The following is a 22,248-nucleotide window of genomic DNA, read 5'->3' as shown; positions in this document are numbered from 1 at the left end:
ATGGCTTACAGCGAAAAAGTAATCGATCATTATGAAAATCCACGTAACGTGGGTGCGTTTGACAAGAATGATCCAAGCGTAGGTAGCGGCATGGTTGGCGCGCCGGCGTGTGGTGACGTCATGAAGCTGCAAATCAAGGTGAACGATCAGGGCATCATTGAAGATGCGAAGTTCAAAACTTACGGTTGTGGTTCCGCGATTGCGTCAAGCTCTCTGGTCACAGAGTGGGTGAAAGGCAAGTCCCTGGATGAAGCTGCAGCAATCAAAAATGCAGAAATCGCCGAAGAGCTTGAACTGCCACCGGTAAAAGTTCACTGCTCAATCCTCGCTGAAGATGCTATCAAAGCAGCCGTCAGCGACTACAAGAAAAAACACCAAGCTTAATACGTAAAAAAGGGTTGTTGTACATATGGCCATTACTATGACTGACGCGGCGGCATCTCGCGTTCGCACTTTCTTGGAAAACCGCGGAAAAGGCATCGGTCTTCGCCTGGGGGTCAGGACCTCAGGGTGCTCAGGAATGGCTTATGTACTGGAGTTCGTAGATGAGCTTCAGGAAGAAGATCAGGTCTTTGACTACGACGGGGTGAAAATCATCGTCGACAGCAAGAGTATGCTGTATCTTGATGGTACGGAGCTCGATTTTGCTAAAGAAGGCTTGAATGAAGGCTTCAAATTCAACAACCCCAACGTAAGCAGCGAGTGTGGTTGTGGCGAGAGCTTTAACGTTTAACTCGTGAGATGAAATGAATCATTTCGAACTATTCGGGCTATCATGTCAGTTTGAGCTGGATGGTAGCTCTCTTTCTTCGCAGTACCGCGAACTTCAGCGACGCTTTCATCCCGACAAATTTGCGACAGCGTCTGAGCAAGAGCGCCTGCAAGCGGTACAAAAAGCTGCGCAAATTAATGATGCTTACCAGACACTGAGTGAGCCGGTGCGCCGGGCAGAGTATCTGCTTTCCCTCAATGGCATTGAGCTTCGCGATGAGCAGCAAACCATGCAAGATCCCGAGTTTTTGATGCAGCAAATGGCGCTGCGTGAAGAGCTGGAGGAGATTGCAGACAGCGACGAGCCGGATGTATTGTTGTTTGACTTCGAGCAGGGCGTGGAGAAACTCCACCGGGCGCTACTGGCTGAACTGACTGAACAGCTTAACGGTAAAGCATGGCCGGAAGCCGCCGTCAGTGTTCGCAAACTCAAGTTTTTGGTCAAACTTAAACAAGAAATCGAACGAATCGAAGATCGGCTGCTGGGTTAACAAGCGCGGCTGGTCAGGCTACAGGAACCAACATGGCACTGTTACAAATCGCAGAACCCGGTCAGAGTGCTGCGCCGCATGAACACAAACTTGCGGTCGGTATCGATCTTGGGACAACCAACACGCTGGTGGCTTCTGTACGAAGCGGCACCGCGACGACCCTGAACGATCTGGATGGCCGCGCGCTCATCCCATCTGTTGTACACTACGGCGAAAAAATTACGGTCGGTTACGATGCCAGGGCAATGTCTGAAACGGACAGTGCAAACACCATTTCTTCGGTAAAACGCATGATGGGACGCTCGCTGGCAGACGTCCAGTCGCGTTATCCCAATCTCCCTTACTCACTGTCAGCGTCTGAAAATGGTCTGCCGCTAATCAATACGCGCGCGGGCAAGAAAAACCCCATTGAAGTTTCTGCAGAGATCCTGCGTGCCGTAAACACGCGGGCAGAAGAATCGCTGGGCGGAAAGCTGGAAGGCGTAGTGATCACCGTGCCGGCTTACTTTGACGATGCTCAGCGTGCCGGTACCAAAGATGCGGCCAAACTGGCTGGCCTCAATGTACTGCGTCTGCTGAACGAACCAACAGCTGCGGCGATCGCCTATGGCCTTGATTCAGGTCAGGAAGGCGTGATTGCTGTTTATGATTTGGGTGGCGGCACGTTCGACATTTCTATTCTTCGCCTGTCCAAAGGCGTGTTTGAAGTGCTGTCTACCGGCGGTGATTCTGCGCTGGGTGGTGACGACTTTGACCATCTGGTGGCTGACTGGATTATCGAGCAAGCGGGTTTCAGTGCGCTATCCGGTGATGACCGTGCGCGGCTGATGAACGCAGCCAACAGTGCGAAAGTGGCGTTGAGTGACGGCGACAGTGCAGAGATTGACGTGCTGGGCTGGAAAGGCTCATTGGGCCGTGCGCAGTTTGATGATCTGATTGGCGCCTTGGTAAAGAAAACCCTGATGTCTTGCCGTCGCGCGCTGAAAGATGCCGGCGTTTCTGCTGAAGACGTGCTGGAAGTGGTGATGGTGGGCGGTTCAACCCGTGTACCTCTGGTGCGTGAAAAGGTTGGTGAGTTCTTTGGCCGTACACCACTGACCAGTATCGATCCGGACAAAGTGGTCGCGATTGGAGCTGCGACGCAGGCGGATATTCTGGTGGGTAACAAGCCAGATGGCGAAATGTTGCTGCTGGATGTGATCCCGCTGTCCCTCGGCATTGAAACCATGGGCGGTCTGGTGGAAAAAATCATTCCACGTAACACCACCATTCCTGTGGCTCGCGCACAGGAGTTCACCACCTTCAAAGATGGCCAGACTGGCATGAAAGTGCACGTGGTTCAGGGTGAGCGTGAAATGGTGGATGACTGCCGTTCACTGGCGAATTTCACCCTGAAAGGCATTCCGCCAATGGCGGCAGGCGCGGCACATATCCGCGTGACCTATCAGGTTGACGCAGACGGTCTGCTGTCTGTCACCGCGATGGAAAAAAGCACCCAGGTGCAGGCATCGATTCAGGTGAAACCGTCTTACGGCCTGAGTGACACAGAAATCGCTGACATGATCAAATCTTCCTTTACCCATGCCAAGGAAGACAAAGATGCCCGTTATCTGGCGGAGCAACGTGTTGAAGCTGACCGCGTGATAGAAGGTTTGCTGGTCGCCATGCAGGCTGACGCTGAAGCGCTGCTGTCTGAACAGGAACAGCAGGAGTTGGTGAAAGCGATTGAAGCGCTGATTGCCCTGCGTAACGGTGATGATGCTGCTGCCATTGAGCAAGGCATTAAAGATACAGATAAAGCGAGTCAGGAATTTGCCTCACGCCGTATGGACAAATCCATCCGTGAAGCGCTGGCTGGCCATTCGATTGACGAGGTGTAAACATGCCAAAGATTGTTGTTCTGCCACATCAGGATCTCTGTCCGGAAGGTGCAGTGCTGGAGGCAAAGACGGGCGAAACCGTGCTGGATGTGGCGCTGCGCAACGGTATTGCGATCGAGCATGCGTGTGAGAAATCGTGCGCTTGCACAACGTGCCATGTGGTTATCCGTGAAGGATTTGATTCACTGGATGAGAGTGATGAGCTGGAAGACGACATGCTGGATAAAGCCTGGGGACTGGAGCCTGAATCCCGTCTTGGCTGTCAAGCGAAGGTGGCAGATGAAGATCTGGTTGTTGAGATCCCGCGCTACACGCTGAACCACGCTGCTGAAAACCATTAAGCACGAAAACGGAGTAAACACGATGAGCCTGACATGGACTGATTCGCGTGATATTGCGATTGAGCTGGTAGAGAAATTCCCGGATACCGACCCAAAAACCGTGCGTTTCACTGACCTTCACCGTTGGGTGACAGAGCTTGAGGATTTCTCGGACGACCCAAATCGCTCCAACGAGAAAATTCTGGAGGCAATCATCCTGTGCTGGATGGAAGAAATGGATTAAAGCGCTTGTCTTAGGGCGTTAATACAGGCAAATTGCAGTTATCCAAGCGGGCGTTATGCCCGCTTTGCTTTATGGCTCATGTCACTGTTGTCCCTATGACAAGGTGATGGAACCTTTCTGATAAAACGTCATAACGATGGCGTAGTCTAAAAGAAAATATCAGCCTAAATTATATGCCTCGCAACGAAGCCGGGGTGACAGGAAAAAGGAGTTCAGCATGACTGACAAAATGCATGTGATGTTATCCCACGAACCAGCTGGTGATGTCTGGGGGACGAATGCGGTGGTTTCATTTGATCAGCACGGTGCCGTGGTTCATGCCACGGGGGATGACAGGCTGACGTTGGTACAGCAAGCGGCACGTAAGCTGGATTCACAGGGCATTCGCAACGTGACTCTTGAGGGGGACAACTGGGATCTGGAAACTGCCTGGGCATTTTATCAGGGATTGCGCGGACCAAAGCCCGGTTTTGAGTTTGCGGCTCCAGGTTTGGATGATGCGGCGCAGAAAATACTGAACGACCGCATGACGGCCACTGATTGGGTCCGCAAAATCATCAATGAACCCGCAGAGGACGTCGGGCCGCAACAACTCGCGGTCCGTGCCGGTGAGTTTATCAAGTCGCTGGCGCCCAATCCTGATCATGTCACCTATAAAATTGTGTCCGGTGCTGATCTGCTGGAGCAAGGCTGGGTGGGCACTCACACGGTTGGCCGTGGCTCGGCACGTAAGCCGGCAATGTTGCAGCTTGATTATAACCCAACCGGTGATGAAAACGCGGAAGTGTTTGCCTGTATCATTGGTAAGGGCATCACCTTTGACTCTGGCGGTTACAGTATCAAGCAATCCAGCTTTATGGATGCGATGAAAGCAGACATGGGCGGGGCGGCTATGGCAACTGGCGGTCTGGGGCTGGCCGTGGCGCAGGGTCTGAATAAACGCGTGAAACTGATCCTTTGTTGCGCAGAAAACATGATCTCCAGTAATGCCTACAAGTTGGGCGATATTATTACTTACAAAAACGGGGTAACCGTAGAAGTGCTTAACTCAGACGCAGAAGGTCGACTGGTGATGGCCGATGGTCTGCTGTACGCGAACGAGTTCAAACCGGCGTTGACCATTGATTGTGCGACACTGACCGGTGCCGCGAAAATGGCATTGGGTAACGATTACCATGCCCTGTTCAGTTTTGACCAGGCACTGGCACAGCGTTGTCTGAAGGCGGCAGAGGCGGAAAATGAAGGCATGTGGCAACTGCCACTGGCGGAATTCCACCGCCAGATGTTGCCATCAAGCTTTGCCGATCTGGCGAATGTCAGTGCGGGACAATATTCACCAGGTGCCAGCACGGCGGCGGCATTCCTGTCATATTTTGTTGAGGATTATCATAAAGGCTGGGTTCACCTTGATTGCTCCGGCACGTACCGTAAAACAGCAAGCGACAAATGGGCGGTGGGCGCGACAGGCATGGGGGTGAAGACCCTTGCCCGTATCCTGATCGATGAATCAAGCGATTAATCGCAACAAAAACCAAGTGTTTTATCAACACAGTTAACGGTTCCGCAATGTCAGTGTGGGGGCTGGCATTGCGCTCTGATAGGCTACCTTTGTGAATACAAACAGATAACAGACCCTAATACCTATTATCTGAAAAATATAAAAGGAAGAGAGAATGACTGTTGAGCGCACTTTTTCGATCGTTAAGCCTGATGCCGTGAAACGCAATCTGATAGGCGCGATCTATCAGCGCATAGAAACTGCGGGACTGCAAATTGTCGCTGCGAAAATGCTTCATCTGACCAAGGAACAAGCGCAAGGTTTTTATGCCGAGCATGAAGGTAAACCTTTCTATGAGGGGTTAGTGGCGTTTATGACCTCGGGCCCAGTGATGGTACAGGTGCTGGAAGGGAGAGATGCCATTATCCGCTACCGTGAACTGATGGGGAAAACCAATCCGGATGAAGCCGCATGCGGTACCCTGCGTGCGGATTTTGCTGAAAGCATGAGTTTTAACTCGGTACATGGTTCAGACAGCCCAGCATCGGCAGAACGTGAAATTGCCTACTTTTTTTCCGCTGATGAGATTTGCCCACGTACAGCGTAATCATCTCACAAACATGATAAAAGGAGAGCGTTGGCTCTCCTTTTGCGTATCTGGTACTGATAACGACAACAAAACCCTGTCGGTAACAGGTGGAATCCAGATCACAAAGGCTGTACAATTTCGCGCCTTGATTTGAGGCGAATCGCCATTGACCAGTCAAATAAAGTGAGAGGCTGGTGTGATTCCTGATTTACTGTTCACGAGGCAATCTGATGACAACAGAAAAAATCAATCTGCTGGATTTCGATCGACAGGCGCTGCGTGCGTTTTTCGCCGAAGAGTTAGGCGAAAAGGCGTTCCGTGCCGATCAGATCATGAAGTGGATGTACCATTTTGGTGTTGATGATTTCGACCAGATGAGCAATATCAATAAAGTGCTTCGTGAAAAACTCAAAGCGCGTTGTGAAATCCGTGCGCCGGAAGTCAGTGCCGCCCAGTATTCTGCTGATGGCACCATCAAATGGGCGATGCGTGTCGGCAACCAGGATGTTGAAACGGTGTACATCCCGGAAGATGACCGCGCCACCTTGTGCGTGTCTTCTCAGGTAGGCTGTGCGCTGGACTGTAAATTCTGTTCAACCGCACAACAGGGTTTTAACCGCAACCTGAAGGTGTCTGAAATCATCGGACAGGTTTGGCGTGCGGCAAAAGAAATTGGCGTGGAAAAAGAGACCGGCCGTCGTCCTATTACTAACGTTGTGATGATGGGGATGGGTGAGCCGCTGCTGAACATGAAAAACCTGATCCCAGCATTGAACCTGATGCTTGATGACCTAGGTTATGGCCTGTCCAAACGCCGTGTAACCGTATCAACCTCCGGTGTGGTGTCAGGATTGGAGCAGATGATTGGCAAGATTGACGTTGCACTGGCGATTTCGCTGCATGCGCCGAATGACGAACTGCGCAGTCAAATCATGCCTATCAACGATCGCTATGATATTGAAACGTTTTTGGCGTCGGTTCGCCGCTATATTGCATCATCAAATGCCAACCGTGGCCGCGTGACAGTTGAGTATATCTTATTGGATCACGTGAACGATGATATGGAGCATGCGCGTCAACTCGCAGAGCTGTTAAAAGATACGCCAGCGAAGATAAACCTGATTCCTTTTAACCCTTATCCTGGGTCACCATATAAGAAACCGAGTAATTCCCGCATTGACCGTTTCCAGAAAACGCTGATGCAATACGATTACACGGTCATCGTTCGTAAGACCCGTGGCGACGACATCGACGCGGCATGCGGCCAGCTTGTCGGCGATGTGATTGACCGAACTAAACGCACGCAAAACAGACTGAATATTGAGGAGCAAATTCCTGTCAAATCAGTCTGATTGCACAGATTGACAGGATGGAATGATGGCAAGGACGCTTAGCGCTCTGTTATTGATAGGATTATTATCTGGTTGTGTCACAGTAACGGAGAAGCAAAACAACACGAAGTTTGATAGCATTGATGCAGCAGAATCCAGAATTACGCTTGGGTTGGCCTATTTGAAAGCCGGTCAATGGGAGCGGGCAAGGCAAAATCTTGAAACAGCCGTACAGTTTGCCCCTAAATACTATCGCTCCCGTATCAGTTTTGCCTACTATCTTCAGGAGGTCGGCGAATACGACCAAGCGGAAGAACAATACAAAACAGCGTTGCGGCATTCACCACAAAATGGTGACGTTCGGAATAATTACGGCGTATTCTTGTGTCGTCAGGAACGTTATGACGAAGCGCAACGGGCGTTTGCCAAGGCTATTGAGCAGCCATACTATTACAAGTTATCCGGCAGTTATGAAAATGCCGCCCTTTGTGCGTTGAAAGAGGGGGATCGCGATAGCGCTAAAGTGTGGTTTGCCAAAGCCATTGATCATGAGCCAAACAGGCCTTTGTCTTCTGTAAAACTCGCCCAAATGGAAGTGGAAGATAATCAGCTCAACGAAGCTAGAATTCGTTTATTCCATTTCCATAAACGCTACGGCTATAAGCCAGCGACGCTGTTAATACTGACTGAATTGGAAAATAAAGCAGGACGGCCAAGCCAGGCAGAGCGTTACGCAAACCTGTTGGCCAACACGTTTCCCGAATCAAGAGAATATAGACAGTACCTAACGAATGAATAATGAATACAACGAAGAACAACCGATAAACGTAGAATCCACGCACCCAGGTATGGCCTTAAGAGAAGCCCGTGAAGCGATTGGGCTGTCTGATCAGGATGTTGCAGATCGCTTGAGACTTCGTGTTTCCGTTATTCAAGATCTGGAAGAAAATTGCTGTGATGACGAGAAGGTCACAACGTTCACACGTGGGTACATCCGATCTTATTCCAAACTTGTCGGTCTTAATGCCGATGAATTGCTGAGCACGTTTAATCCCGTCACCGATGTGGAAGACAGTACGCAGAAAATGCAAAGCTTTTCGCGCAAAACCCGTCGTGACCAGCATGACAGCCGGGTAATGGGGCTGACCTGGGTGATCCTGGCTATTGTGATAGGGTTGACGGCCTTCTGGTGGTGGCAGAACCAACAAAATGATCTTTTACTCTCTCTGCCGGAAAGCAGCGGCCTGTCGATGTCTTCTACTACTGAAGCCGCCCCTGCTACTGAAGCCGCCCCTGCGGTCGCGAAGACCGATGACGACACGCGTCAGTCTGCATCGGTAGCAAAAAGTACTGATGCGCCAGCGTCTGCCCCTGATGTGATGACCCGCGAACCTACTGACACGCTTGTTGAAAACACGGCCCCTGATGTGACAGATGCAGAGCCGGTAGCGGCAGAACAGGTTGATGTGATTGAGCCTCCGCAGCCGGAGGCTGCGGTAGTTGAGGATGTTGCTGTTACACCTGTTACCGCCTCATCCAACATGACGTTGTCATTCAGTGGTGATTGTTGGGTGGATATCCGCGATGCCAGTGGCAAACGTTTGTTGACAGGGATAAAATCCAGTGGCGAAACTGTTGAACTGTCCGGTGATGCGCCGTTTTCGTTGGTGCTGGGTGCACCGACGGCAGTAAATCTTGTCTACAATGGCGAGCAAGTTGATCTGAGTGGCTACCCATCAGGGCGGGTAGCACGTTTAAGCCTTCCGAAGTAATCCAGAGTACACCGAATGCATACCGAATCTCCCATTAAACGTCGCCCGTCTACGCGTATTTATGTGGGCGACGTGCCCATTGGCGATGGCGCACCAATCGCTGTCCAGTCGATGACCAACACGCGCACAACCGATGTTGACGCAACGGTTGCACAAATTAAGGCACTGGAAAAAGTGGGTGCAGACATCGTCCGTGTCTCTGTGCCCACCATGGATGCAGCTGAAGCATTTAAGCTCATCAAGCAACAATGCACCGTTCCTTTGGTTGCTGATATTCATTTTGATTACCGTATCGCCCTGAAAGTGGCGGAATACGGGGTAGATTGTCTTCGCATTAACCCGGGTAACATTGGAAACGAACAGCGTATTCGCTCGGTGGTCGATGCGGCCCGTGATAGAAACATCCCGATCCGTATTGGCGTAAACGGCGGTTCACTGGAGAGAGACCTTCAGGAAAAATATGGCGAACCAACACCAGAAGCACTGGTAGAGTCTGCGATGCGCCATGTTGATATTCTTGACCGCCTAAACTTTGACCAGTTCAAGGTGAGCGTCAAAGCCTCAGATGTTTTCCTGGCCGTAGAGTCATACCGCCAGTTGGCAAAACGTATTGATCAGCCGCTGCACCTTGGGATCACCGAAGCCGGTGGTGCGCGTGCCGGCGCCGTGAAATCAGCGGTGGGTCTTGGCATGCTGCTAAGCGAAGGCATTGGTGATACCCTGCGTATTTCCCTGGCGGCAGATCCGGTAGAGGAAATCAAAGTCGGCTTTGACATTTTAAAATCGCTGCGCATTCGTTCGCGTGGGGTGAACTTTATTGCCTGTCCGACCTGCTCCCGTCAGGAGTTTGATGTCATTGGCACCGTAAATGCGTTGGAGCAGCGTCTGGAAGATGTTGTTGTGCCGATGGATGTGTCAGTGATTGGTTGCGTGGTTAACGGTCCAGGTGAAGCGGAAGTGTCACATATCGGCGTGGCTGGGGGCAACAAGCGTAGCGCGTATTACGATGATGGCAAGCGCCAGAAAGAGCGTTTTGACAACGACAACCTGATCGATCAGCTGGAAGCAAAGATTCGGGCAAAAGCAGCAATGCTGGATGAGCACAACCGTATTGACATCAAAACACAAGGGTAAGCGCCAGCTTACTGATAGCAAGAACAAACAGATCGGTGACGAGAGTTAACGTGGCAAAAACTATTCAAGCAATCCGAGGCATGAACGACTGCCTTCCCACACAGTCTCCACTTTGGCAAAAAGTTGAAGGCACGGTGAAAGACGTTATCAGCGCATACGGCTACAGCGAAGTGCGCATGCCGATCGTGGAAATGACCCATCTGTTCAGCCGCGCCATCGGTGAAGTGACCGACGTGGTTGAAAAAGAAATGTACACCTTTGAAGATCGCAACGGTGACAGCCTGACCCTGCGTCCTGAAGGCACCGCAGGCTGCGTGCGTGCAGGTATCGAAAACGGTTTATTGTATAACCAGGAACAGCGCCTGTGGTACCTTGGCCCTATGTTCCGTCACGAACGTCCCCAAAAAGGCCGTTACCGCCAGTTCCATCAGTTTGGCGTGGAAGTTTTTGGCCTCAATGGCCCTGACGTTGATGCAGAGCTTATCATGATGACGGCTCGCCTGTGGCGTAAGCTGGGTATCTATGAGCATGTGCGTCTTGAGCTAAACTCGATTGGTTCACTGGAAGCACGTGCAAACTATCGTGAAGCATTGGTTGACTTTCTGATGCAACACGAGGCGATTTTGGATGATGATTGCAAACGCCGCATGCACACTAATCCATTGCGGGTACTGGATACCAAAAACCCAGACATCCAGGCAGTTCTGAGCGATGCACCTAAGCTGTCAGCCTATCTGGATGAAGATTCTAAACAACATTTTGCAGGTCTTTGTGAACTGTTGGACGCAGCAGGTATCCAATACACGATAAATGAGAAACTGGTTCGCGGTCTGGATTATTACAACCGCACTGTTTTCGAATGGATCACCGACAGTCTGGGGGCTCAAGGTACAGTCTGTGGTGGTGGCCGCTACGATGGTCTGGTTGAGCAGCTGGGCGGTAAAGCGACACCGGCAGTTGGTTTTGCCATGGGGGTTGAGCGTCTGGTGCTTCTGATGGAAACCCTAGCGCTGGATGAAACCCGCCCTGCGGTTGATGTATACATGGTTACTGCAGGTGAAGGCACACTGATTGCGGGTATGAAACTGGCAGAGGCATTGCGTGAGCAGGTGCCAGGCCTTCGTGTCATGACCCACTTTGGTGGCGGTAACTTTAAAAAGCAATTCAAACGTGCAGACAAGGTTGGTGCGTCGGTGGCACTGGTATTGGGCGAAGATGAAGTCGCCAACAACCAGGTAACTTTTAAAGATCTTAAAGGCGGCGAACAGCTGACCATTTCTCAGGATGAAGTAGCCGACAAACTGGCTCAACGAGTTTAAGAGAGGACAAAACGTGGACGTCTACACCACAGAAGAACAACAAGTTGAAGCGATTAAAAAGTGGTGGCGGGACAATGGCAAGGCCGTTGTCCTCGGCGCAGTAATCGGTTTGGGTGGCCTGTACGGGTGGCGTTATTATCAGGCAGAAATGGAAACCGGCCGTGAGCAAGCTTCAGATGCGTACACCCAAGTAGTGAGTGCCTTGGTTGCAGGCGATGCGCAGGCGGAAGAAAAAGCAGCAACGTTTATCAAAGACCACGAGGGCGCGTATACCTCCCTGTTGGCGTTGCAGCTGGCGAAATCGTTTGTTGAAGCGGGTGATTTAACTCTGGCAGCTGAACAACTGCGTCGTGTACAGTCATCAAAAGACGACACACTGAAAACACTGGCAACGGTTCGCCTGGCTCGTGTTGAAGCGGAGCTTGGCAACTACGATGCCGCACTGTCACAGCTTAATAGTGTGACTACAGACAGCTGGAAAGCCCAGGTTGAAGAGTTGCGTGGCGATATCGAACTGCGTCGAGGAGATGAGGCTGCAGCACGTTCTGCTTATGCTGCATCTATTGCCGCAGCAACTAATCCTGTTGTTCAAATGAAACTGGACAACCTGTCCCAATAAGGCCTGACTATGATTCACAAGGGATGGAAACGTGTTGGTGCAGTGGCATTGCTGGGAGTACTTCTGACGGGGTGTGCCGGTGAGGAGGACTCTATCCAGATGGCGCCTGTACCAGCGGTAGACAGTGAGTTTACGCCTGCACAGGTTTGGAAAACCCGCGTAGGTGATGGCGTCGGAAACTATTTTACTAACCTGTCTCCGGTTGAGGCATACGGTAAGATTTTTGCAGCAGATCGTGAAGGAGTGGTTCAAGCCATCAACGTCGAAGAGGGATCTCTACTTTGGCGTGTTGATTTGGGTGATGTTACCCCGGCACTGCTGTCTGGCGGATTAACGGCAGCATACAGCAAGGTCTATGTCGGTACTGAAACCGGGAATCTTATCGCTCTGGATGAAGAAACCGGTGAGACAGTGTGGCAGGTCAATGCAGGTGGGGAGATCCTTTCCAAACCACTGGCTGACGAAAGCCTGGTGATCGTCAACACCAGCCGTGGTGAGTTGGCGGCGTTTGACGCAGAAAGTGGAGAAGAACGTTGGCGTATTTCCAGTGACGTACCAAACCTGACGCTGCGCGGTGACAGCTCTCCAGTATCTACTGCTGGTGGTGTGTTCTGGGGCATGGCAAATGGCCGCCTCGGGGCTGCATTTATTGAAAACGGTAACATTATCTGGCAACAGCCTATCGCGAGCCCGAAAGGGGCAACCGAGATTGATCGGTTGGTGGATGTTGATGCGACACCTGTGATTGACGGCGCATTGCTTTATGCGGTGGGGTATAATGGCCAGCTGGTGGCTATCGATCTGCGTTCAGGCCGTTCGGTCTGGAAGCGTAATTACAGCTCATCGACAGATTTTCTGGTGGCGGGTAGCTACCTTTTCCTGATTACCGATAAAGACCACGTGATCGCCGTGGATGTACGCAGCGGCACTGAGATTTGGCAAAACCGCGAACTAGAGTATCGTCAGCTGACTCCGCCTGCTTCGATTTCAGGGTATGTGGTTGTTGGTGATGCAGAAGGTTATCTGCACTGGATGGATCCCAGCTCTGGTGAATTTGTCGCTCAGCAGAAAATAGACAGCAGCGGTATCGCCGTAAGCCCACTCAATGTGGAGGATGGCTATATTGTGATTACACGTGACGGCACAATAAGTAAAAATCAAACACTGTAATGCCAGTTGTTTGCCCATTATTCGGCTCCTGATCCTGATCGGTCAGGAGCCGCTGTTATTAATGAATTTGAGATGTTAAGAGGTCAGTATGATTCCTGTCGTAGCCCTGGTTGGGCGTCCTAATGTGGGGAAGTCGACACTCTTTAACCGGCTGACAAGGACGCGCGATGCGCTCGTTGCCGATTTTCCAGGTTTGACCAGGGATCGTAAATACGGAAAAGCGTTACTGGGTGAACACGAGTTTATTGTTGTTGACACCGGCGGTATTGACGGCACCGAAGAGGGTGTAGAAACCAAAATGGCGGAACAATCGCTTGCGGCGATTGAAGAAGCAGATGTGGTGCTGTTTATGGTGGATGGCCGCGCAGGCCTGACAGTAGCCGATGAAGCGATTGCCCAGCACCTTCGCAGTCGCCAGAAAAAAACGTTCTTGGTGGTAAACAAAGTTGACGGTATTGATCCGGACGCTGCCAGTGCGGAGTTTTGGCAATTGGGTATGGAAGAGATGTACCAGATTGCAGCGGCTCATGGCCGTGGTGTACTGGCATTGATTGATCGCGCCCTGAAACCGTTTGCCGAAGAATTGGCCGGTAATGAGGAAGATGACGGTAAAGAAGGTCTGGTTGACCTTACCGGAGAGCAGGACGAAGACAAAGACGAGAAAGATCTGACGGAAGAAGATGCGGAATCTGCGTTGGAACGTCTGCGTAACCTGCCGATTAAATTCAGTATCATTGGCCGCCCAAATGTGGGTAAGTCAACACTGACCAACCGCATTCTGGGTGAAGAGAGGGTGGTGGTCTATGACATGCCGGGGACCACGCGCGATTCTATTTATATTCCAATGGAACGTGATGGTCGCGAGTACGTCATTATTGATACTGCGGGTGTCCGTCGCCGTAAGCGCGTGAATGACAAAGTGGAGAAGTTCTCGGTCGTCCAGACACTGAAAGCGATTGAAGATGCAAACGTAGTGCTTCTGGTTATCGATGCGCGTGAGAACATTTCCGATCAGGATTTGAGCCTGCTGGGTTTTGCATTGAATGCAGGCCGTTCAATCGTTATTGCGGTGAACAAGTGGGACGGTCTGGACAGCGACGTCAAAGAGCGTGTGAAGTCGGAGCTTGACCGCCGTCTTGGCTTTGTGGATTTTGCCCGTATCCACTTTATCTCGGCATTGCACGGCACCGGTGTCGGTCACCTGTTTGAGTCAATCCAGGAAGCTTATGAGTCAGCGACCCGGCGTATCAGCACCTCGATGCTGACCCGTATTATGAAGATGGCGCAGGATGATCATCAGCCTCCGATGATCCGAGGTCGACGCGTGAAGCTGAAATATGCACACGCGGGTGGTTACAACCCGCCGATTATCGTGATCCACGGTAACCTGGTTCGTGAACTGCCAGATTCATACAAACGCTATCTGATGAACTACTACCGTAAATCACTGGAAATCATGGGAACACCGATCCGCATCCAGTTCCAGAACAGTGAGAACCCGTTTGAGGGCAAGAAAGAGAAGCTGACCATTTCTCAGGCACGTCAACGCAAGCGACTGATGGACATGGTAAAAAACCGCAGCAAGAAGTCATAGTTCACGGACAGGTGTCAATATACTTTAGGGCAGATACCGAACAGTTAAGACCCGGATCCGTTGAAGACCCTACTTAGAGAGTGAAAAATGCCCTCAGTACATCAAGGACTGAGGGCATTTTTTTATGTGGACGCATTGATGCCGATGACTTTGCCGTCCTCCCTACTCATTGTCCAGTTGTAACCTTGTGTGCACTTTTCCCGCTACTGTTGTTGATGCATCAATAGCACACCACATAACGGTCGGGCCTGTGATTCATGGCCAGTACCAGATTCAGAACAAAGGCACCAACGACAGAACAAGCGAGAAGCCAGGGGGATACGTAGAAAAAAGAGGCCAGCAGGATGGTAATGTCGATTCCCATCTGTACGTTACCGGCACGGATACCAAATTTATCCTGGCAATACAATGCCAGCACATTGAAGCCGCCAAGGCTCGCGTTGTGACGGAAGATCATTAGCATACCCACCCCCATTAACAGACCACCAATCAGGCCGCAGTAAAGGGGTTGTAGCCACCCGATAGTGAATACGTGAGAGATATGGTCGACAATCAATGACACCATGCCACCAGCTAAGACACTCCGAAGTGCAAACTGGGCACCAAAACGCTGCCACCCCATCACGTAGAAAGGTATGTTAAACAGGAAATACAGCGTACCGAAAGAGAGATCTGTAAATTGGGTGATCAAAAGGGCCAGACCTGTCGTACCGCCTGTGAGTAGCCCTGCTTGCTGGAGAAAATAAACACCCTGCGCCACAACGAACGCACCAGACAAGATAGCAACCATGTCTTCAAACTGTGAATGTCGGGGTTGGTGATTCAATGAAATGACTCCTGAAATGGGTGGCGTTTTTACATTTGATAACGACGCAACCAATGGTAATTGAAAATAAAAAGCAAGGCATCTTAATGAGATTCTGTTGCTGGCGAAAGAGGTCGTGTTAACGGGTTTTTGTACCTGTGTCAGCAAGTGCGTACGGTGTGTAAATACGCGTCTGAAAATAGCACCGGCACGCCCCAAATTGGCGAGTGTGGCGACGTGTGATATCGGTCAACGTGAATTCAGTTCATGATTGGAATGAGAAAAGACCATGTCCGATCAGGCAAAAAAAATGTGATTGCTACTACCTGTTGCGCAACAAATTTTGTAAAATCACTGCCATTAATAATTTAATGACGAAAACGTTTGCGTCCGCATGGATACTGGTGTTTTCGATGTGGTAAAAATCAACCCAACCAGGTTGACCCGGTAATTTGCCTCCACGAGTTATCTGGTCAACTTGGTACCTAGGGTCTGTTGACCTTTGGTGGTTAAATTTTGTTCTAGCCATAAGCGCTTTAGGCGCGGCGAGGTGTGTGCCGCCTAGTCATTCTAAGCAAATACACCTCAACAAAGCATAAAACGCTTAGGGCAGAACCCTTCGGGCAGCGTTTGTGGGGACTTTCTCCTGCGTTATCGGCTTCTCATGTAGGCTAGCTACACATCAAAGCCTCTGCCTTGTATAAAGCCCCCACAAACTGCTGCAAAAATCATCACCAAAGGTCAACAGACCCTAGGGAACTATCTGAATCAGGAGATACAGATGCTAAAGCGTGACATGAACATCGCTGATTACGATCCGGAGCTGTTTGCCGCGATCCAAGAAGAAACTGCGCGTCAGGAAGAGCACATTGAACTCATCGCGTCAGAAAACTACACCAGCCCTCGCGTAATGGAAGCGCAAGGTTCCCAACTGACTAACAAGTATGCGGAAGGTTATCCGGGCAAGCGTTACTACGGTGGTTGTGAATACGTAGACAAAGCCGAAGCACTGGCGATTGAGCGTGCCTGCCAGCTGTTTGGCTGCGAATACGCAAATGTGCAGCCTCACTCTGGCTCACAGGCAAACAGTGCGGTTTACATGGCACTGCTTCAACCGGGTGACACGGTTCTGGGGATGAGTCTGGCACATGGTGGCCACCTGACACACGGTTCACCGGTTAACTTCTCCGGAAAGCACTACAATGTCATCCCTTACGGCATTGATGAAGCAGGACAGATCAACTATGACGAAATGGAAGCATTGGCGCTGGAACACAAGCCTAAGATGATCATCGGTGGCTTCTCGGCGTATTCCCAAATCGTTGACTGGGCACGTATGCGTGAAATCGCGGACAAAGTGGACGCATACCTGTTTGTAGACATGGCACACGTTGCAGGCCTGATTGCTGCGGGTGTATACCCTACGCCGATCCCTCATGCACACGTTGTGACAACGACGACACACAAAACCCTGGCGGGCCCTCGTGGAGGTCTGATCCTGTCGAATGCAGGAGAAGACATGTACAAAAAGCTGAATTCTGCGGTATTCCCGGGTGGTCAGGGTGGTCCTCTGATGCACGTTATCGCGGCGAAGGCGGTGGCGTTCAAAGAAGCGATGGAGCCAGAGTTCAAGGCGTACCAACAGCGCGTTGTTGATAACGCCAAAGCGATGGTGAGTCAGTTCCAGGAGCGCGGCTATAAGATTGTCTCCAATGGTACAGAAAACCACCTTTTCCTGGTTGATCTGATTGACAAGAACATCACGGGTAAAGATGCGGATGCCGCACTCGGCGCAGCGAACATCACCGTCAACAAAAACAGCGTGCCAAATGACCCACGCAGTCCGTTTGTGACCTCGGGTATCCGTGTGGGTACACCAGCAATCACCCGCCGTGGTTTTACCCAGGATGATGCGAAAGCACTGGCGAATTGGATGTGTGATGTGCTGGATAACATCGACAACCCAGAGGTTATCGAAGCGACCAAAGCCAAGGTTCTGGAAATCTGTAAACGCCTGCCAGTATATGCATAATCTGGTTTGGTTTAAAAAAGCACCTCAGGGTGCTTTTTTTGTGCCTGTTTTCACCACTTTCGCAGTTTCCCAGGTCTGCAAATCAGGTACACTGTTTACCTATTGTTTAAGGAGGCGAGATGCACTGTCCATTTTGTGGTGCGAATGACACCAAAGTCATTGATTCACGGCTGGTCGCAGACGGTCACCAAGTGCGTCGTCGTCGCCAGTGTTTAGCCTGTAGTGAACGTTATACCACGTTTGAAACAGCAGAGCTGGTGATGCCGCGTATCATCAAAACTAATGGTAACCGTGAGCCATTCAACGAAGATAAACTGCGTGGCGGTATCCAGCGAGCATTGGAAAAACGCCCGGTAAGCACCGACGATATCGAAAAGGCGATCAACGCCATCAAATCGACAATTCGGGCGACGGGTGAACGTGAGGTGTCATCAACGCTGGTAGGCAATCTGGTGATGGACGCGCTGAAAGAGCTCGATAAAGTGGCCTATATCCGTTTTGCATCCGTATACCATAGCTTTGAAGATATCCGGGATTTCGGTGAAGAAATTGCCCGCCTGGAAAAATAAGCGGTTACATGTTCTCAATTTTTGATTCCCAAATGATGCTGCGGGCCATTGAACTGGCAAAACGCGGCATTTACACCACCGCCCCTAACCCAAACGTTGGCTGTGTGATCACCCAGGGTGATGATATTGTCGGCGAGGGCTTCCATTTCCGGGCCGGTGAGCCTCATGCAGAAGTCTATGCCTTACGCGCCGCTGGCGAGAAAGCCTGCGGCGCAACTGCCTATGTCACCCTGGAACCCTGTTCCCATCATGGCCGCACGCCTCCCTGTGCAGATGCATTGATTGCCGCCGGTGTCAGCCGTGTGGTCTGCGCCATGGTTGATCCCAATCCGAAGGTGGCCGGGCGTGGTATCCAGCGCATGCGCGATGCAGGCATTCAGGTCGATGTCGGCTTGATGCAGGCACAGGCAGAGGCACTTAATCCTGGCTTTATCAAAGTGATGAAAACCGGCTTGCCGTTTGTCCAGTTAAAGTTGGCTTCCAGCATTGATGGTCGCACGGCGCTGGCCAACGGACAGAGTCAGTGGATAACCGGGGCAGAAGCCCGTGCCGACGTTCAGGTATTCCGGGCTCAGGCGGGGGCTATTCTCTCGACCAGTCAGACGGTATTGGATGACAACCCATCCCTGAATGTACGCTGGGCGCAACTACCGGAAACAGTAAAGTCTGTATATCAACAGGATGATGTACGCCAGCCGGTTCGTGTGATTTTAGATACTCACAGAAAAGTCAGCGACAGTGCGACGCTGTTTTCGCTCGACGGGGACATTATCATAGTGACGGCAAAAGATGATAAGCCGTCAGTGAATGAGTCAGTAACGGTACTGACCGTTGAACAACAAGACGGACACCTGAATCTTAATAGCACATTGCGTGCGCTGGCGGCGAAGGGCATTCATCATATCTGGGTTGAGGCGGGTGCGACGTTGGCGGGGAGTTTGCTCAATGCCGGTCTGGTGGATGAAGTGATTGTCTATCAGGCACCTAAACTGATGGGCAGTGACAGCCGGGGGTTGGTGAAGCTTGAAGGGTTGACCAGTATGAGTCAGGTGCCAACCTTTACGTTGACTGACGTCACCCGGATTGGCGACGATGTGCGGTTTCGCATGCAAAAGCCGCAGCCCGATTAATATTGGAAGCGAAAAATTATGTTTACAGGAATTATCGAAGCGGTTGGTCATATCCAGAAAATCACCCCTAAAGGCGGGGATATTTCACTGACCGTCGATAGCGGGAAGCTGGATTTGTCAGACGTGAAGCTGGGCGACAGTATCGCGACCAACGGTGTCTGTCTGACGGTTGTTGCACTGACTGGTAGCGGTTATGTGGCAGACTTGTCTGGGGAAACGCTCAAGCGTACTGCATTTGCAACGTACAAAGCGGGCCACAGAGTGAACCTGGAAAAAGCCATGTTACCCACCACACGCTTTGGCGGTCACATGGTGTCTGGCCATGTTGATGGGGTGGCTACTGTGGTTTCCCGGACCCAAGCCGGACGTGCCATTGAGTTCTGGCTGGAAGCCCCGGCAGGGCTTGCCAAATACCTGGCTGAAAAAGGTTCAGTGACCATTGATGGTATTAGCCTGACCATCAACGCAGTAGATGGTAACCGCTTTAAACTGACTATCGTGCCGCACACGGCACTGGAAACCACCATCGAAGGTTTCAGCGTAGGACATCAGGTCAACATTGAAGTGGATGTGATTGCCCGCTATCTGGAACGACTTATGATGGGCGATCGCGCGGCACAGCAATCGGGTGCAGGTGGTTTGACCATGGCAAAGCTCGCTGAGTCGGGCTTTTTGAGATAACTGAACTGAAAACGGTAAAAACAGGGACAGAACGATGCCAATCAGCAGCGCAGAAGAGATCATTGAAGATATCCGTCAGGGCAAAATGGTCATCCTGATGGATGATGAAGATCGTGAAAATGAAGGTGATATCATTATCGCCGCCGAACGGGTTACGCCGGAAGCCATTAACTTTATGGCGATGTATGGCCGGGGCCTGATTTGTCTCACCATGACCAAGGAACGTTGCCAACGCCTCGGGTTGCCGTTGATGGTGAGGGACAACAATGCCCAGCATTCCACCGCATTCACTGTGTCGATAGAAGCTGCTGAGGGGGTAACCACCGGTATTTCGGCGGCAGACCGTGCCCGCACTGTGGAAGTTGCGGTTGCACCGGATGCGGTAGCCGCTGATCTGGTACAGCCGGGGCATATCTTCCCATTAATGGCTCAGGACGGCGGTGTACTGACCCGGGCTGGCCATACGGAAGCAGGCTGCGATCTGGCTCGTCTTGGCGGATATTCCCCTGCCGCAGTCATTGTCGAAATCCTGAATGAAGACGGCACCATGGCGCGTCGTCCGGATTTGGAAAAATTCGGTGAGAAACATGGTATCAAGCTTGGCACTATTGCGGATTTGATTGAGTATCGTAATAACAACGAGACCACGATTGAGCGTGTGGCGGAATGTAAGCTGCCGACAGAATTTGGTGAGTTTGACCTTATCACTTACCGCGACACCATCGACAATCAGGTGCATTATGCGCTGCGCAAAGGGGAAGTGAATAACCAACCGACGCTGGTGCGTGTTCACCTTCAGGATACCTTTACCGATTTGCTGCACTCCGACCGCTCTGCCGAGCGCAGTTGGTCACTCAGTGATGCGATGAAGCGCATCAATGCCGAAGGCGGGGTGCTGGTGATCTTGGGTAAAGAAGAATCTTCTGCATCGATCATCGACAAGGTTCGCCGCTTTGAAGCCCAGGATAAGGGCGAGCAACCTGCAGCGGCGAAATGGCAGGGTACCAGCCGTCGAGTCGGTGTAGGTTCACAAATCCTGGCAGATCTCGGTGTTACCGATATGCGCCTGCTGTCATCGGCCAACAAACGCTACCACGCGCTCTCGGGGTTTGGTCTTAAAGTGGTCGAATACGTTGTCGACTAAACGAAAACCTGCCGCAAGAGAAACGCAGCCCTCCGCTGCGTTTTTCTTCCTAAACAGGCGTGGGCCTGAATCACCTGCCTGCAAGGTTTAACCGCTGGCGGCTTTGCAGAAAAGTGTGATAGAATCCCGCGGTTTCTCAATCCGGATAAAATACGTCACAGGAAGGCCCATGAAGGTAATTGAAGGTGCGTTCGCAGCACCCAATGCGCAAGTTGCAATCGTTATCTCCCGTTTCAACAGCTTCATTAACGAAAGTCTGCTGGAAGGTGCTATTGATGCACTGAAGCGTCAGGGCCAGGTAAGTGAAGACAATATTACCGTAGTACGTTGCCCAGGTGCTTATGAGTTGCCACTGGTGGCGCAACGTGTTGCAAAAAGCGGCCGTTACGACGCTATTATCGCGCTGGGATCAGTGATCCGAGGCGGTACGCCACACTTTGACTATGTGGCCGGAGAATGTAACAAAGGTCTGGCACAGGTTGCACTGGAGTTTGATACGCCTGTGGCATTTGGCGTGCTGACCGTAGACACCATTGAACAAGCCATCGAACGCGCGGGTACCAAGGCTGGTAATAAAGGGGCAGAGGCTGCACTAAGCGCGCTTGAAATGGTAAACGTACTGTCCCAAATCGAATCCTAAACGGGGGTTATCGTGAAACCAGCCGCAAGGCGCAATGCGCGCCATTTTGCATTGCAAGCCATTTACTCTTGGCAACTGACGAAAGACAATGTTGCTGATATCGAAGCGCAGTTCCTTGCTGCAGATAACTATGAAGAAGAAGAGCATCAAGCGGAGGAACCACGTCTGCGTCAACCAGAAACTGACGTGGAATACTTCCGCGATCTGCTGTCTGGTGTTGTACTGAACTATCAGGAACTGGACAGCAAAATGCGTCCTTATCTGTCCCGTCCCCTACAGGATTTGGATGAAATGGAGCATGCAATTCTTCGCCTGTCTATGTATGAGCTGTGCAAGCGTGAAGACGTTCCTTACAAAGTTGTTATCAACGAAGCGATTGAACTGGCGAAGCGTTTTGGTGCGGAAGACAGCCACAAGTTTGTGAACGGTGTGCTGGACAAAGCAGTACCAACGCTGCGCAAAAAGTAATCGACATTAAGATTTGAAAGGCCGGCCTCGCTGGCCTTTTTTCTTAG

At 51.2% G+C, this 22,248-nt stretch carries 24 protein-coding genes; 23 read left to right on the top strand and 1 reads right to left on the bottom strand.

What is annotated here, in order from left to right; genetic code table 11:
* The 16 genes from iscU to der all read left to right on the top strand — a co-directional run bounded on the left by iscU (position 1) and on the right by der (position 14,732).
* Positions 1-384 carry a Fe-S cluster assembly scaffold IscU gene (gene iscU, locus VHA_RS09220; protein ID WP_005503761.1) on the top strand — a complete coding sequence of 128 codons (384 nt, stop codon included), beginning with the start codon at positions 1-3 and terminating at the stop codon, positions 382-384.
* A 25-nt stretch (positions 385-409) separates the two neighbouring features.
* Positions 410-733 carry an iron-sulfur cluster assembly protein IscA gene (gene iscA / locus VHA_RS09215; RefSeq protein ID WP_040528569.1) on the top strand — a complete coding sequence of 108 codons (324 nt, stop codon included), beginning with the start codon at positions 410-412 and terminating at the stop codon, positions 731-733.
* Between the two features lie 13 nt (positions 734-746).
* Positions 747-1,262 (top strand): co-chaperone HscB, encoded by a 516-nt coding sequence (gene hscB / locus VHA_RS09210; protein WP_005503758.1) that lies wholly within the window; start codon positions 747-749, stop codon positions 1,260-1,262.
* Positions 1,263-1,294: 32 nt separating this feature from the next.
* Complete coding sequence (gene hscA, locus VHA_RS09205) at positions 1,295-3,142, top strand: Fe-S protein assembly chaperone HscA (RefSeq protein ID WP_005503757.1); 1,848 nt, start codon at positions 1,295-1,297, stop codon at positions 3,140-3,142.
* Between the two features lie 2 nt (positions 3,143-3,144).
* A complete protein-coding gene (gene fdx / locus VHA_RS09200) occupies positions 3,145-3,483 on the top strand; it encodes an ISC system 2Fe-2S type ferredoxin (RefSeq protein ID WP_005503756.1) in 339 nt (112 codons plus the stop codon).
* A 28-nt stretch (positions 3,484-3,511) separates the two neighbouring features.
* Positions 3,512-3,706, top strand: coding sequence for a Fe-S cluster assembly protein IscX (iscX, locus tag VHA_RS09195; protein ID WP_172465037.1), 195 nt, complete (start codon positions 3,512-3,514; stop codon positions 3,704-3,706).
* Positions 3,707-3,923: 217 nt separating this feature from the next.
* Entirely contained in the window at positions 3,924-5,225 is a 1,302-nt protein-coding gene (gene pepB / locus VHA_RS09190; RefSeq protein WP_005503754.1) for an aminopeptidase PepB, read from the top strand.
* A 154-nt stretch (positions 5,226-5,379) separates the two neighbouring features.
* Positions 5,380-5,811, top strand: coding sequence for a nucleoside-diphosphate kinase (gene ndk, locus VHA_RS09185; protein ID WP_005503753.1), 432 nt, complete (start codon positions 5,380-5,382; stop codon positions 5,809-5,811).
* 212 nt (positions 5,812-6,023) lie between these two features.
* Positions 6,024-7,145: a dual-specificity RNA methyltransferase RlmN gene (gene rlmN / locus VHA_RS09180; protein ID WP_005503752.1), complete on the top strand. Its 1,122-nt coding sequence runs from the start codon at positions 6,024-6,026 to the stop codon at positions 7,143-7,145.
* Positions 7,146-7,170: 25 nt separating this feature from the next.
* Entirely contained in the window at positions 7,171-7,923 is a 753-nt protein-coding gene (gene pilW / locus VHA_RS09175; protein WP_040528567.1) for a type IV pilus biogenesis/stability protein PilW, read from the top strand.
* Positions 7,916-8,896, top strand: coding sequence for a cytoskeleton protein RodZ (rodZ, locus tag VHA_RS09170; protein WP_040528565.1), 981 nt, complete (start codon positions 7,916-7,918; stop codon positions 8,894-8,896). The genes pilW and rodZ overlap by 8 nt, the downstream gene beginning before the upstream one ends.
* A 15-nt stretch (positions 8,897-8,911) precedes the next feature.
* Positions 8,912-10,030 carry a flavodoxin-dependent (E)-4-hydroxy-3-methylbut-2-enyl-diphosphate synthase gene (gene ispG / locus VHA_RS09165; RefSeq protein WP_005503747.1) on the top strand — a complete coding sequence of 373 codons (1,119 nt, stop codon included), beginning with the start codon at positions 8,912-8,914 and terminating at the stop codon, positions 10,028-10,030.
* Positions 10,031-10,080: 50 nt separating this feature from the next.
* Positions 10,081-11,349, top strand: coding sequence for a histidine--tRNA ligase (gene hisS / locus VHA_RS09160; protein ID WP_005503746.1), 1,269 nt, complete (start codon positions 10,081-10,083; stop codon positions 11,347-11,349).
* Between the two features lie 13 nt (positions 11,350-11,362).
* Positions 11,363-11,968 carry a YfgM family protein gene (locus VHA_RS09155; RefSeq protein WP_005503745.1) on the top strand — a complete coding sequence of 202 codons (606 nt, stop codon included), beginning with the start codon at positions 11,363-11,365 and terminating at the stop codon, positions 11,966-11,968.
* Positions 11,969-11,977: 9 nt separating this feature from the next.
* A complete protein-coding gene (gene bamB / locus VHA_RS09150) occupies positions 11,978-13,138 on the top strand; it encodes an outer membrane protein assembly factor BamB (protein ID WP_005503743.1) in 1,161 nt (386 codons plus the stop codon).
* A gap of 88 nt (positions 13,139-13,226) precedes the next feature.
* Complete coding sequence (gene der / locus VHA_RS09145; RefSeq protein WP_005503742.1) at positions 13,227-14,732, top strand: ribosome biogenesis GTPase Der; 1,506 nt, start codon at positions 13,227-13,229, stop codon at positions 14,730-14,732.
* 220 nt (positions 14,733-14,952) lie between these two features.
* Here the strand turns inward: der and VHA_RS09140 are convergent, their stop codons facing one another.
* Positions 14,953-15,522, bottom strand: a complete 570-nt coding sequence (locus VHA_RS09140; protein WP_050778546.1) for a DUF6198 family protein — start codon at positions 15,520-15,522, stop codon at positions 14,953-14,955.
* 796 nt (positions 15,523-16,318) lie between these two features.
* Between VHA_RS09140 and glyA the strand changes: the two genes are divergently transcribed.
* From glyA to nusB, 7 genes are all read left to right on the top strand, one after another.
* On the top strand, positions 16,319-17,569 hold the full coding sequence (gene glyA / locus VHA_RS09135) for a serine hydroxymethyltransferase (protein ID WP_005503740.1): 1,251 nt from the start codon (positions 16,319-16,321) through the stop codon (positions 17,567-17,569).
* Positions 17,570-17,688: 119 nt separating this feature from the next.
* A complete protein-coding gene (gene nrdR / locus VHA_RS09130; protein ID WP_005503739.1) occupies positions 17,689-18,138 on the top strand; it encodes a transcriptional regulator NrdR in 450 nt (149 codons plus the stop codon).
* 8 nt (positions 18,139-18,146) lie between these two features.
* Positions 18,147-19,268 (top strand): bifunctional diaminohydroxyphosphoribosylaminopyrimidine deaminase/5-amino-6-(5-phosphoribosylamino)uracil reductase RibD, encoded by a 1,122-nt coding sequence (ribD, locus tag VHA_RS09125; protein WP_005503738.1) that lies wholly within the window; start codon positions 18,147-18,149, stop codon positions 19,266-19,268.
* An 18-nt stretch (positions 19,269-19,286) separates the two neighbouring features.
* Positions 19,287-19,949, top strand: a complete 663-nt coding sequence (locus VHA_RS09120) for a riboflavin synthase (RefSeq protein WP_005503737.1) — start codon at positions 19,287-19,289, stop codon at positions 19,947-19,949.
* Between the two features lie 34 nt (positions 19,950-19,983).
* Positions 19,984-21,093, top strand: a complete 1,110-nt coding sequence (gene ribBA / locus VHA_RS09115; protein WP_005503736.1) for a bifunctional 3,4-dihydroxy-2-butanone-4-phosphate synthase/GTP cyclohydrolase II — start codon at positions 19,984-19,986, stop codon at positions 21,091-21,093.
* A 169-nt stretch (positions 21,094-21,262) separates the two neighbouring features.
* Positions 21,263-21,733: a 6,7-dimethyl-8-ribityllumazine synthase gene (gene ribH, locus VHA_RS09110; protein ID WP_005503735.1), complete on the top strand. Its 471-nt coding sequence runs from the start codon at positions 21,263-21,265 to the stop codon at positions 21,731-21,733.
* Positions 21,734-21,745: 12 nt separating this feature from the next.
* Positions 21,746-22,201, top strand: coding sequence for a transcription antitermination factor NusB (nusB, locus tag VHA_RS09105; RefSeq protein WP_005503734.1), 456 nt, complete (start codon positions 21,746-21,748; stop codon positions 22,199-22,201).
* Positions 22,202-22,248: the final 47 nt, after the last annotated feature.

It is taken from the genome of Grimontia hollisae CIP 101886 (genome assembly GCF_000176515.1).
GTDB classification, from domain to species: Bacteria; Pseudomonadota; Gammaproteobacteria; order Enterobacterales; family Vibrionaceae; genus Enterovibrio; species Enterovibrio hollisae.
Note: the sequence above shows the minus strand (reverse complement) of the source record. Positions and strands in the feature narration are given on the sequence as shown.